This window comes from Burkholderia sp. JKS000303 (assembly GCF_002563755.1).
In the GTDB taxonomy this organism is placed as follows: domain Bacteria; phylum Pseudomonadota; class Gammaproteobacteria; order Burkholderiales; family Burkholderiaceae; genus Burkholderia; species Burkholderia anthina_B.
Genome location: NZ_PDBZ01000001.1, coordinates 3,589,549 through 3,602,916, shown reverse-complemented (window position 1 = coordinate 3,602,916; position 13,368 = coordinate 3,589,549). Strand labels below are relative to the sequence as shown.

Here is a 13,368-nt window from a genome sequence, read left to right as displayed (position 1 = left end):
CGCTTCGCACTGCGTGCTACACCACGCCAGGCTCCTGTGGCGTCGCTGCCACGCCCGCCGCATCCAGCGCCTGGTGCAGCGTCGGGAAAATGCACGACGCCCCGACGATCTCCGTGATCCGGTGACGCTCCATGTCCGCTTGCAGGTAGCGGTTCACGCGCCCGAACAGCACGCCGATCCGGCGCGCATGCAGCGCCTTGACGAGATCGGTCACCGTGCGCGCGGCCGAGTAGTCGAGATCGGTGATCGCCCCCGCGTCGACGATGAACCAGCGCAGCGGTGCGGGCGCCGCGTCGACGAGCTCGGTCACTTCGGCGGCGAACAGATGGTCGTTCGCGAAGAACAGGTCGGAGCCGAACCGGTAGACGATCAGCCCGGGCGCCGTCGTCGCGCCGGGCCGCGACGGCACCGGCTGCCAGCGCCCGTTGCCTTCCGCGGCCTCGAGCACCATCGTATGCGGCTGGTAGCTGTGGCGCACGTGCCGCATCAACGACAACGCGACGGCCAGCAGGATGCCGTGCTCGACACCGACCGTCACGACGGCCACGGCGGTGATGAGCGCGAGCGTGAATTCGCCAGGGCTTTCCTTGCGGATCGCCGCGAGGCTGCGCACGTTGATCAGCCCGAGCGCGATCGTAAACACGATGCCGGCCAGCACCGCATGCGGCAGGTACTGCAAATACGAACTCAGGAACAGCAGCACCACCGCGACGACCGCGGCGAACGTCAGGTGCCCGATCTGGCTGCGCACGCCCGCACCATCGGCCATCGCGGTCTGCGTCGGACTGCCGTTGACGACGAACGCACCGCCCACCGCCGCCGCCGCGTTCGCGGCCGCGAGCCCGAGGATGTCGGCGTTGGTGTCGACGTCCTCGCCGTACTGCTGCGCGAACACGCGCGCCGCCGCCGCGCTCTGCGCGATGATCATCACGAAGCACGACGCGGCGACCGGCACGAGATCGAGGAACTGCTGCCACGTGACGGACGGCCAGCGCAGCGGCGGCAAGCCGCCCGCGACGGGCCCGAGCACCTCGATGCCGCGCGCGGAAAAGCCGAATGCATAGCTCGCGGCGATGCTGCCCGCGACCGCGATCATCGGCATCGGCACGCGCGGCAGGAACCGCTTGCACACGAGAATCGCGACGACGACGAGCGCGGCCAGCGCGAGCGTCGGCCGATGCGCATGGACCGCGTGCGTGATCACGTAGTCGAGCTGGGCGACGCTGCGCGACGCCGGATACGGCACGGACAGGCCGAGCATGTCGCCGAGCATCGCGATCGACACCTGCACGCCGACGCCCGCGAGAAAGCCCACCAGCACCGTGCGTGACAGGAAATCAGCGAGAAAGCCGAGCTTGAAGATGCGCGCGAGCAGCAGCATCGCGGCGGTCAGCAGCGCGACCATGCCGGCCAGCGCCACATAGTCGGCGCTGCCGGCGGGCGCCATCGACGACAGGCGGCTCGCGAAGATCGTCGCGGTTGCGGAGTCGGCGGCCACCACCAGATGGCGCGAGGCGCCGAAGCACGCGAACGCGATGAGCGGCAGGAACACCGTATAGAGGCCCGTCACGGCCGGCATGCCGGCGATGCGCGCATAGCCGAGCACCTGCGGGATATCCATCGACGCGAGCGACATGCCCGCGAAGATGTCGCGGATCGCCGTCGCGCGGTGGACCGGAAGAATGCCCTTCAGCAGCCGCAGCCCGGGCGGGCGGGTTTCGTTGGAGTCTTGCATGCGTGAATGCGTGAATTGCGTGGGTTGCGTAGGTGCCGTGAAAACGCGGTTCGCGAAGTCGTTCGCGCATCGTGCCCCGAGCAGGCATCCCGTGGCAAGTACACAGTATGTTGCGCGGCGCGCGCCCGACGGATGCCCGCGCAACGGTGAGGATGTTCGGGAGCCGCGCGGCGCATTCGCGGCACGCATCCGGAACCCGATGGCACAATCACGGTCCCTTTCATGTGCCCTTCACCGGGTACGCGCCGCATCGCGGCACCGATTTCAATGCACGAGAAGGACCCAAGCTGCCCCCATGACCCTGAACGAATCCTGGTTTGCGCCGCTCGTCGGCACCCTCATCCTGATCGCCGCCGCCGGCGCGATCACCGCCGCCGTTCATTTCCTGCTGTTTCGCGTGGTCGCGCGCATCGCACGGCTGTCGGCCACCCGCATCGACGACGCGCTGTTCGAGTTCGGCGCGTTCAGGTGGCTGAACCGCATCGTCCCGTTCGTCGTGATCAAGCTCGGGCTCGGCGCGGTGCCCGGCCTCCCCGCCACGGCCGCGCAGGCCGCCGACAAGGTGCTGTTCGCGCTGATCGTGTTCCTCGTGTCGATGACGATCAGCGCGACGCTGTCCGCGCTCGAACACGCGCATCGCACGAGCCAGCGCGACCAGCCGCGGCTGTCGCTGAAAGGCGCGATGCAGCTCGTCAAGCTCGTGATGTTCATCACGGCCGCGCTGGTCGTGATCGGCGACGCCACCGGCAAGCAGATCGGCCTGCTGCTGTCGGGCATCGGCGCGATGTCGGCCGTGCTGATGTTGATCTTCAAGGACACGCTGCTCGGCCTCGTCGCGGGCGTGCAGCTGTCGTCGAACGACATGCTGCGGATCGGCGACTGGATCACGATGCCGTCGGCGGGCGCGGACGGCACCGTCATCGACATCACGCTGAACACCGTCAAGGTCGCGAACTTCGATCACACGATCATCACGGTGCCGACGTGGAAGCTGATCACCGAGAGCTACCAGAACTGGCGCGGGATGACCGAGGCCGGCGGGCGCCGGATCAAGCGCGCGCTGTTCGTCGACGCGACGAGCGTGCGCTTTCTCGACAACGACGAGATCGGGCGGCTCGAACGCCTGACGCTGCTGAAGGACTACCTGGAAGACAAGGTCGACGCGATCTCGCAATGGAACGGCACGCTCGGCGCGGCCGGCGAATGCCCGGCGAACCGTCGCCAGCTGACGAATCTCGGCACGTTCCGCGCGTATGTCGCGAACTACCTGAAGGGGCATCCGCGGATCCGTCGCGACATGACGTGCATGGCGCGGCAACTGCCGCTGACGGCCGAAGGCATTCCGCTCGAACTGTACTGCTTCACCGACACGACGACGTGGGTCGACTACGAGACGATCCAGTCCGACCTGTTCGATCACCTGATCGCGGTGCTGCCGGAGTTCGGGCTGCGGGTGTACCAGCACCCGTCGGGCTTCGACATGCGCAGCATGGCCGGCGCCGCGCAGCGCGAACTGCCGCGCGCAGCGTGATGCGTGCCGGCGGCGGCCTGCAACGGGCGGCCGCCGGCCGCCGTCGCGCCGCTCACCGCCCCGCGCACTCCGACGCGAGCCGCCCGAGCACCTTCAACGCATCCTCGATCTGCCGCGACCACGGATAGCTGTAGTTGAGCCGGATGAAATGCCGGTAGTCGTTGGTCGCCGAGAACATGTGACCGGGCCCGACCGTGATCCGCTGCGCGAGCGCGAGCGCATACAGCTTCATCGCGTCGACCTGCGGCGGCAGCTCGACCCACAGCACGTAGCCGCCCTGCGGCTGCGACAGCCGCGTGCCTTCCGGGAAGAACCGCCGCACCATCGCGCTCATCAGGCTCGCCTGCTGCGCATACTGCTTGCGCATCCGGCGCAGGTGGAAATCGTAGCCGTCGTACTTCAGGTATTCGGCGATCGCGAGCTGCTCGATCGCCGGCGTCGCGAGCGTGTTCAGGAATTTCAGCTTCTCGACCTGGTCGCGGTAGCGCCCGGGCATCGCCCAGCCGATCCGGTAGCGCGGCGACAGGCTCTTCGTGAACGACGCGCAATGCAGCACGAGCCCGTCGCGGTCGTACGACTTCAGCGCGCTCGGCGTCGTGTCGCCGAAATGCAGCTCGTGATAGACATCGCTCTCGATCGCGGGCACGCCATGCTTCGCGAGCAGCTCGACGAGCGCGCGCTTGCGTTCGTCCGGCATCTGGAAGCCGAGCGGGTTCTGGAAATTCGGCATCACCATGCACGCGGCGATGCGTTCGCGCTCGAGAATCCGTTCGAGCGCGTCGAGATCGATGCCGTCGCCCGGGTGCGTCGCCACTTCCAGCGCGCGCATGCCCATCCGCTCGATCGCGTGCAGCATCGCGTAGAACGTCGGCGACTCGACGGCGATCGTGTCGCCCGGCTTCGCGACGGCCTGCAGGCACAGGTTGATCGCTTCGGTCGCGCCGATCGTCATCACGATCTCGCCCGGCTCGATCGCAATCCCGCGCTCCGCGTAGCGTCGCGCGATCTGGCGGATCAGCTCCTGGTTGCCGGGCGGCAGGTCGTCGATCACGCCCCAGCGCGTGCGGCGGCGCCCGATCGCCTGCGCGTAGCGCGCGAGACGCTGCACCGGAAACTGCGACGCATCGGGATACGGCGAACCGAGCGGCACCGCGTCGTCGCGCGCGATCGAGCGCAGCGTCGACAGCACGAGCCGGCTCACGTCCACCGCCGACGGCTCCGCGGCCGGCGCGGACGTGTGCAGCTCGGCCTCGGCCGGCGCCACGGCGCGCGCCCGCACGAAATAGCCCGACTGCGGCCGGCTCTCGATCAGCCCGCGGCTCTCCAGCACGAGGTACGCGCGCAGCACGGTCGTGACGCTGAGCTGCTGCTGCCGGCTCGCCTGCCGCACCGACGGAATCCGCTCGCCGGGCCGGTACACGTCACGCTCGATCTGCGCCTGCAGATCGTCGGCCAGTTGTTCGTAACGCTTCACGCGCCTCCCTTTCAACTTCCCTTCAACAACACAGTTGCGCTCCGCGCGGCTTGATTGGGCGCAACTGTACTCTTTTTTGAAGCTGAAAGGTGTACACACAGCCACCGGGGCGGCCCGCGTACTCTCCATCCATCGACCCTGACACCTGCATCATGAAAAAGAAATCCGCCGCCGCGCGCATCGAACCGTATCACCACCCGGCCGCCGGCTGGGGCGCGCTGAAAGCCGTCGCGATCAACCTGATCAAGGAAAAAGTTACCGGCGGCAACTACCGCACGCTGCTGCGCCAGAACCAGCCCGACGGCTTCGACTGCCCGGGCTGTGCATGGCCCGACCGTCAGCATGCGTCGACGTTCGAATTCTGCGAGAACGGCGTGAAGGCCGTGGCCGCCGAAGCGACGGGCAAGCGCGTGACGCCCGAATTCTTCGCCGCGCACACGGTCGCCGAGCTGCTCGAACAGACCGATTTCGAGCTCGAACAGCACGGCCGCCTGACCGACCCGATGGTGTACGACGCGCAGACCGACCGCTACGTGCCGATCGCGTGGGACGACGCGTTCGCGCTGATCGCGCGCCACCTGCGCGCCCTGCCGGACCCGAACCAGGCCGCGTTCTACACGTCCGGCCGCGCGAGCAACGAAGCCGCGTTCCTGTATCAGCTGCTGGTGCGCCTGTACGGCACGAACAACTTCCCCGACTGCTCGAACATGTGCCACGAGGCGACGAGCCGCGGGCTGCCGGCGTCCGTCGGCGTCGGCAAGGGCACCGTCACGCTCGACGACTTCGAGCATGCGGACACGCTGCTGATCTTCGGCCAGAACCCGGCGACCAACCATCCGCGGATGATGGGCGAGCTGCGCGAATGCGCGAAGCGCGGCGCGACGATCGTGTCGATCAACCCGCTGAAGGAACGCGGGCTGGAGCGCTTCGCCGATCCGCAAAGCCCGCTCGAGATGCTGACGATGTCCGGCACGAAGATCGCGTCGACCTTCATCCAGCCGACCATCGGCGGCGATTTCGCGCTGATCAAGGGGATGGCCAAGCGCGTGCTCGAACTCGACGATGCCGCGCGCGCCGCCGGTGCGCCGCGCGTGCTCGACACCGCGTTCATCGGCGAGCACACGGCCGGCTTCGACGCATTCGCCGACGATCTGCGCAACGAAAGCTGGTCCGCGCTGACCGCCGAAAGCGGCGTGCCGTACGAACAGATCGACGGCCTCGCGCAGCTCTATGCGCGCAGCGAGCGCGTGATCGCGACGTGGGGCATGGGCATCACGCAGCACAAGCATTCGGTCGCGACCGTGCAGATACTGACCAACCTGATGCTGATGCGCGGCAACATCGGCCGCCCGGGCGCCGGCCTGTGCCCGGTGCGCGGCCACTCGAACGTGCAGGGCAACCGCACGGTCGGCATCGAGGAAAAGCCGTCGCAGGCGTTCCTCGACCGGCTCGGCCAGGTGTTCGACTTCGAACCGCCCCGTCACCACGGCTACGACGTCGTCGAGACGATCGAAGGGATGCTCGACGGCCACGTGAAGGTGCTGATCGGCCTCGGCGGCAACTTCGCGATGGCGACGCCCGACACGCCGCGCACGTGGGAAGGCATGCGCCGCTGCGACCTGTCGGTGCACATCACGACGAAGCTGAACCGCAGCCACCTGATCCACGGCCACGACGCGCTGATCCTGCCGACGCTCGGCCGCACCGAGATCGACCTGCAGGACAACGTCGCGCAAGGCGTGACGGTCGAGGACTCGATGAGCATGGTCCACGTGTCGTACGGGATGAACAAGCCGGCTTCGGCGAACCTGATGTCGGAACCGGCGATCGTCGCGCACATGGGTCACGCGCTGTTCGGCAGCGGCAAGATCGACTGGCTCGCGTACAAGGACGACTACGCGAAGATCCGCGACGCGATCGAGGCGACCCTCGACGGCTTCTACGACTACAACACGCGCATCGCGCGGCCCGGCGGCTTCCACCTGCGCGTCGCGTCGCGCGACCGCGAGTGGCTGACGCCGACCGGCAAGGCGAACTTCATCGCGCATGCACTGCCGACCGACACGCCGATCCAGCGCGCCCGCGCGCTGCACGGCGAACGGCTGATGACGCTGATGACGACGCGCTCGCACGACCAGTACAACACGACCGTCTACGGGCTCGACGACCGCTATCGCGGCGTATACGGCCAGCGCCGCGTGGTGTTCGCCAACCGCGACGATCTCGCGATGCTCGGCCTGAAGGCCGGCGAATGGGTCGACATGGAAACCGTGTGGCACGACGGCATCGAGCGGCGCGCGGACGGCTTCCTGCTCGTCGAATACGACATCCCGCGCGGCTGCATCGGCGCGTACTACCCGGAAACCAATCCGCTGGTGCCGCTCGACAGCGTCGGCGACGTGTGCAACACGCCGACATCGAAGTCGGTGCCCGTGCTGCTGCATCGTGCGGCCGCGCCGGTGTCGGTCGCTGCGTGACGGAGCGCCGCGATGATCGTCCGGCCTCGCGAGCACTGGTTGCGCATGCTGCTCGTCTGGAACGGGTCGGTGCTGCCGACCATCCTGCCGCAGCTCGTGCTGACGCTCGCGATCAGCCTCGTCGCGCTCTGGGGCGGCGGCCGCGTGCTCGGCGAGAAAGTGCCGCTGAATCCGACGCCGTTCACGCTGATCGGCCTCACGCTCGCGATCTTCGCGGGGTTTCGCAACAACGCGAGCTACGAACGCTACCGCGAGGGGCGGCAACTCTGGGGGGGCGTGCTGACCGCGTCGCGCACGCTGGTGTCGCAGGCGCTCTGCTACGGCGCGGTCGATGACGACGACTCGTCGCGGCAGGCGTTCGTGCGCAAGGTCGTCGCGTTCGTCTATGCGCTGAAGCATCAGCTGCGCGGCACCGATCCGGCGGCGGACCTGCGCACGCTGCTCGACGGCGCGACCTTCACGCGCATCGTCGCCGCCCGGTATGCGCCGGTCGCAATCGTCCACGAACTGCGCGAGGCATTCGCCGCGCGCGCCGACGCCGGCCGTCTCGCCGATACGCGGCTGTGGATGCTCGACGCGCGCCTCGAAGACCTCGTGTCGATGGTGAGCGGCTGCGAGCGCATCGCGTCGACGCCGATCCCGTTCTCGTACGACGTGCTGCTGCACCGGACCATCTACGCGTACTGCGTGCTGCTGCCGTTCGGTCTCGTCGACTCGATCGGCGCGGCCACGCCGTTCGTCACCGTGTTCGTCGCGTATACGCTGATCGCGCTCGATGCGATTGCGCATGCGATCGCCGAACCGTTCGGCGACGGCCCGAACCATCTCGCGCTCGATGCAATGACGCGGATGATCGAGCGCACGCTGCTCGAACTGAACCGCGAGCCGCTGCCGGCGGAAGTGACGCCAGGCCCGGCGTATCGGCTCACCTGAAGCGCCGACGCCCCGCGACACGCGCGCCGTTCAGTCGCGCCTTCAGTCGCGTCGGCCGCGCAGGAAGCCGCCGTGCTCGGCCGCCGCGTCCGCGATCCGTCTCAGCAGCACGATGCCGCGCAGCAGCGCGCGTCCCCCGTCGCTGTCGATATCGGCCACGTGCCGCCGCAGCAACCGCGCCGCCGCATCGCAGCTCCGTTCGAGCCGCGCGCAATCCGCACGCGCGACGCGGCCGCGCACCACCGCCGCCGCGCGACGCGCGGCCGGCTCGCGGGCTGCCAGTTCCGCCAGCGACAACAGGCTGTCGCCGATGCCCCAGATCGCGAGCAGGTCGCGCATGTCGCGCTCGATCAGCGTGTGCGGCAGGCCGCCCGCGAACCCGAGCTCGCACCGGAGCCGGTCGGCCGTGCGACTGAGCCATGCGCTTGCCGACCAGCCGCCCGGATTGCGGGCGATCTCGGTCAGATCGCGGCGCACCGCGCGATGCAGACGCCGCCGGCTCGTGCCCGGATCGCCGGGAAACACCAGCGCGAACACCAGCACGCCGAATGCGATGCCGAGCAGCGTCGACAATGCGCTGTTCAGGAACGCCGCATCGCCGATGCGGGCGGTATTGTCCGGCGACGTGAAATTCCAGAAGAAGATCGAGAACGCGCTGCCGAGCGCGGCGGTGCGCGGATGGCGCAGCGCGACGCCCGTGCCGATCATGAACACGCCGATGATGTACGCGAGCATCTCGAAGCCCGACACCGCGGGCAACAGGACGAAGTTGCAGACCACGCCCGCCACCGCCGCGCAGGCCGCGCCTTTCAGGAAGCCCATGGCGGCCCGGGCCGAATTCGGGCGGGTCGAGAACAGCGCGCCGACCACGGCCGTGATCGCGACGAAGCCGGCGCCCGACGGCCACGCGGTGACGATCCAGATCGCCGAGGCGACCAGCACCGCGATGAAGGCGCGCATGCCGTTGTGAAACGCGAGCACCGCGTCGCGATGAAATGCGTAGCGCACGCGTGACGGCGGCGGAACCGGCAGGTCGATCTGCGCCTTGCTCGCGTACGCACGGTCGAACCCCGCGAGCAGTGCATCCAGCCGGTCGAGCGTGAGCAGGCGCGATGCGTCCGAGCCGGCCGGCTCGGCGGCCTCGGCACGCAGTGCGTCGTCCACGCGCGCACGCAGCGCCGCCAGGTCGGGCCCCGCTTCGCCGGACGCGGCCACCCCGTCGAGCACGCGCGCGGCAGCGGCGACGAGCGGATCGGGCACATCGCCGCTGCGCGCCGCGTGCGCGTCGATCGCCTGCCCCGCCGCATGGGCCGACAGCACGCCCAGCACCGCCGCGCGCAGATGGCCGATCGCGTTGCGCACCGGCGGTGCGCCGGCGGCGGCGTATTCGGCGGCGGTGTCGAGGTCGACCGCGTCGGCGAAGAGCCGGTGCACGGCCGCACCGTTCGGTTCACGACGCAACGCTTCGGCACCGACGGCCACCGCACGCGCGAGATAACGGGCGAGCCGCGCACGGACATCGCGCAGCGGCGACCCCGGCGCGAACACCGTTTCGAACGCCGCGCCGCACAGGATGCCGACCACCACGTACAGGAACCGCGCGGTCGCGATGTCGAACGCGTGCTGCGGCGCGGACACCGCATCCATCGAAATGATCGCGGCCGTGTAGCCGGCGAGCACCGCCGCATACGCACGGAAATTCCGCAGAAACGTCGCGACGCCCGCGCACAGGCCGATCCATACGGCGAGCGCCGGCAGGAACAGTTCGGGGGTCTGCGCGAACGCGCCCGTCAGCGCGAGCGCGACGGCCGCGCCGATCGCGGTGCCGAGAATCCGGTACTGGCTCTTCGACAGCCCCATGCCGCGACTGCCCTGCGCGACGATCCATACGGTCGACGCGGCCCATTTCGGGTCGTCGATATTCATCCGGAACGCGATGTACAGCGCGAGCAGCGACGCGGCCGTGTTGCGCAGCGCGAAGCCGAGCGCACCGGGCGGCAAGGTGGGCCAGGCATCGCGCAACGCGGTGCGCAACGTCGCGAACGGCGGCAGGCTGGGGAGAGCGAATTTCATCCGGCGAGCATACGGTCGCGCGGCGGCGGCCACTACGGCCCGCACGGGATGCGTTATTGCAGCGGGCGGGATAATCGCGCGGCCGACACGGAACGATCCGGCCGGCGACGGTAAGATGCGCGTAAGCCGAACACGGAAACGACCTGTATGGACTTCGAGAGCATCCGGATATTCTTGCGCGTGGTGGAACGCGGCAGCTTCACCGCCGCGTCGGTGCAACTCGACCTGGCGCTCAGCCGGGTCAGCCGCAAGGTCAAGCAGCTCGAGGACGATCTCGGCGTGCAACTGCTGTACCGGACCACGCGCCGCGTGTCCGTCACCGAAGCCGGACGCGACTATTACGAACGCTGCCTGCGCGCCGAGGAGATCCTGCTCGACGCGGACCGCCAGGCGCGCGCGCTGCGCACCGATCCCGAAGGCACGCTGCGCGTGCTGGTGCCCTACTCGATCGGCCTGTTCGAGCTGGAGCCGGCGCTCGCCGAGTTTCGCCGGCGTTACCCGCGCGTCCAGCTCGTGCTGATCTACGACAACAGCCCGCTCGACCTCGTCGAGCACGGTTTCGACGTCGCGCTGCGCGCGGGCATGCTGACCGATTCCGGCTACGTCGCGCGCTCGCTAGGCTGGTCGCATGCGAAGCTGGCCGCGAGCCCGGCCTATCTGGACCGCGCCGGGCGGCCGCACACGCCGCAGGAACTCGCGCAGCACGACATCCTGTACGTCGGCCGCGATGCGCCGGGCCTGACGCTGCGGCTCACCAACGCGGCCGGCGACGTCGCCGACGTGCCGGTGCGGCCCGTGCTGATCTCGAACGAGTCGATCACGGTGCTGCGCCAGGCCGCGAGCGGCGGCGGCATCGCGCTGGTCTCCACGCACTACACGGCGCGCCGGCTCGAGAAGAACGAACTCGAGATCGTGCTGCCCGACTGGCACCGCACCGACGACGTCGAGCTGCATGCGCTCTATCCGCGCCGCGCGACGCTCGACAGCAAGGTGCGCGCGTTCGTCGAGTTCCTGACGGAAGTCTTCACCGGCTGGCGCAGCGCACCGTAACCGGCATCGCCCGACCGGCATTCGGCCCGTACGGCCGGATTATTGCGGCCGACGAAAGGAATTAGTGAGCGGGCGAGCGTTGATCGACACTCGCCGCATCGTTAGCCTGTGCCGATGAAAAACGACACCACACGCTACGGCAGCCATGTGCCCGCTGCCCGCCGACGCGTCACGCGCGTCGCCCCGTCCTGACCGGCGCCAGCCCGCCTGCCGGAGCCCGTCACGGCTTCGCACTTCCGACGCAACACCTGAACTGAACCGCGCGTTGCCACGCGACGGCGCCGCCTGAGCGCGCCGCCCGCGGGCAGCATGCGTCCGTCCGCTTCGCGGTTCGTCCGCGCAGGCGTCGCACGCGCATGCGTGCGCGTGCCGGCCGCACGCACCGCGCGGCCCCCTTCCATCACGCAGGAACGCCATGTCCTCTCCGTCCAATCCCGGCCCGCTGACAGGCGGCCGGCTCGCGATCGGCACGATCGCCGTATCGCTCGCGATGTTCATGAACGTGCTCGACTCGTCGATCGCCAACGTCGCCATTCCGACGATTTCGGGCGACCTCGGGGTATCGGTCGACGAAGGCACGTGGGTGATCACGATTTTCGCGGCCGCGAACGCGGTGTCGATTCCGCTGACGGGCTGGCTTACGCAGCGCTTCGGCCAGGTGCGCCTGTTCGTCACGTCGATCCTGCTGTTCGTGTTCGCGTCGTGGCTGTGCGGGATCGCGCCGAACCTGCCGACGCTGCTCGCCGCACGGATCCTGCAGGGCGCGGTCGCCGGGCCGCTCGCGCCGCTGTCGCAAGCGCTGCTGCTCGGCGCATGGCCGCGCCGGAAATCGGCGACGGCCCTCGCGCTGTGGTCGATGACGGCGCTCGTCGGCCCGATCGCGGGACCATCGCTCGGCGGCTGGATCACGTACGACTACAACTGGTCGTGGATCTTCTACATCAACATTCCGGTCGGCTTCTTCGCGGCGGCGGTCACGTGGATCGTGTTCCGCGAACGCGAATCGGCCATGCGCCGCATGCCGATCGACACGGTCGGCCTCGTGCTGCTCGTGCTGTGGGTCGCGTCGCTGCAGATCATGCTCGACAAGGGCAAGGATCTCGACTGGTTCAATTCGCCCGTCGTCGTCGCGCTCGGCATCGTGGCGCTGGTCGGCTTCGCGTTCTTCCTCGTGTGGGAGCTCACCGCGGCCAATCCGATCGTCGACCTGCGGCTCTTCACGCAGCGCAATTTCGCGGGCGGCACGATCGCGATCTCGGTCGCCTACGGCATGTTCTTCGGCACGCTCGTGCTGCTGCCGCAGTGGATGCAGGGCTATCTCGGCTATCGCGCGATCGACTCGGGGCTCGCCACCGCGCCGCTCGGGATCTTCGCGATCGTGCTGACGCCGGTGATGGGACGCATCCTGCCGCGCACCGATCCGCGCTACCTCGCGACGCTCGCGTTCATCGGCTTCGCCGTCGTGTTCATGATGCGCACGATGTTCTATTCCGACGTGTCGCACTGGGACCTCGTGTTGCCGACGCTGCTGCAGGGCGTTCCGATGGCGATGTTCTTCGTGCCGCTCACCGCGATCATCCTGTCGGGGCTGCCGCCGGACAAGATCCCGGCCGCCGCCGGCCTGTCGAATTTCGGCCGCACGTTCTGCGGCGCGGTCGGCACGTCGCTGATCAGCAACGCGTGGAACGACCGGACGATCCTGCATCACGTCCGGCTCACCGAACAGGCGAGCGCGGGCAACCCGATCTTCGCGCAGCAGATCGACGCGGCCCGCTCGCTGCTGCACCTGAGCCCCGATGCGGCGCTCGCGTTCTTCAACGCGTCGGTCGATTCGCAGGCGGCCGTGATGGGGTTGAACGACATCTTCTACGTGTCGGCGATCATCTTCGTCGCGATCATTCCGCTGATCTGGATCACGAAGCCGTCGCGCTCGGGCGGCGGCGATACGGATGCGGCGGCAGCGGGCGCGCATTGAGCGCGCGCGGCAATCGCGAAGCGCGGTTGGCAGACGTAATAAAGACTTGCAATCGATACAGCAGGAAACGTCAACAGCCGCGGCCCGCACAGCGTTTTTTCGGCAGGCGCGCACGTTCCG

At 68.8% G+C, this 13,368-nt stretch carries 8 protein-coding genes; 5 read left to right on the top strand and 3 right to left on the bottom strand.

All coding sequences use genetic code 11. From position 1 onward, the window contains the following. Nucleotides 1-16: 16 nt before the first annotated feature. Nucleotides 17-1,735: a SulP family inorganic anion transporter gene (locus BX604_RS17075; RefSeq protein ID WP_098551821.1), complete on the bottom strand. Its 1,719-nt coding sequence runs from the start codon at nucleotides 1,733-1,735 to the stop codon at nucleotides 17-19. A gap of 295 nt (nucleotides 1,736-2,030) precedes the next feature. Here BX604_RS17075 and BX604_RS17070 point away from each other — a divergent pair, with 295 nt between their 5' ends. Then, complete coding sequence (locus BX604_RS17070) at nucleotides 2,031-3,266, top strand: mechanosensitive ion channel family protein (RefSeq protein ID WP_098551820.1); 1,236 nt, start codon at nucleotides 2,031-2,033, stop codon at nucleotides 3,264-3,266. A gap of 52 nt (nucleotides 3,267-3,318) precedes the next feature. Here the strand turns inward: BX604_RS17070 and BX604_RS17065 are convergent, their stop codons facing one another. Beyond that, on the bottom strand, nucleotides 3,319-4,740 hold the full coding sequence (locus BX604_RS17065; protein WP_098551819.1) for an aminotransferase-like domain-containing protein: 1,422 nt from the start codon (nucleotides 4,738-4,740) through the stop codon (nucleotides 3,319-3,321). Between the two features lie 152 nt (nucleotides 4,741-4,892). Here BX604_RS17065 and BX604_RS17055 point away from each other — a divergent pair, with 152 nt between their 5' ends. Together BX604_RS17055 and BX604_RS17050 are read left to right on the top strand one after the other, a co-directional pair. Next, nucleotides 4,893-7,217 carry an FdhF/YdeP family oxidoreductase gene (locus tag BX604_RS17055; protein WP_098551817.1) on the top strand — a complete coding sequence of 775 codons (2,325 nt, stop codon included), beginning with the start codon at nucleotides 4,893-4,895 and terminating at the stop codon, nucleotides 7,215-7,217. Nucleotides 7,218-7,229: 12 nt separating this feature from the next. After that, complete coding sequence (locus tag BX604_RS17050) at nucleotides 7,230-8,150, top strand: bestrophin family protein (protein WP_098551816.1); 921 nt, start codon at nucleotides 7,230-7,232, stop codon at nucleotides 8,148-8,150. A gap of 42 nt (nucleotides 8,151-8,192) precedes the next feature. Here BX604_RS17050 and BX604_RS17045 read toward each other — a convergent pair whose 3' ends face one another. Beyond that, nucleotides 8,193-10,223 (bottom strand): FUSC family protein, encoded by a 2,031-nt coding sequence (locus BX604_RS17045; protein WP_098552933.1) that lies wholly within the window; start codon nucleotides 10,221-10,223, stop codon nucleotides 8,193-8,195. A 147-nt stretch (nucleotides 10,224-10,370) separates the two neighbouring features. On the opposite strand from BX604_RS17045, the gene BX604_RS17040 reads away from it, so the two are divergent. Both BX604_RS17040 and BX604_RS17030 read left to right on the top strand, forming a co-directional pair. Continuing rightward, complete coding sequence (locus tag BX604_RS17040; protein WP_098551815.1) at nucleotides 10,371-11,273, top strand: LysR family transcriptional regulator; 903 nt, start codon at nucleotides 10,371-10,373, stop codon at nucleotides 11,271-11,273. Nucleotides 11,274-11,688: 415 nt separating this feature from the next. After that, complete coding sequence (locus tag BX604_RS17030) at nucleotides 11,689-13,248, top strand: DHA2 family efflux MFS transporter permease subunit (protein WP_098551813.1); 1,560 nt, start codon at nucleotides 11,689-11,691, stop codon at nucleotides 13,246-13,248. Nucleotides 13,249-13,368: the final 120 nt, after the last annotated feature.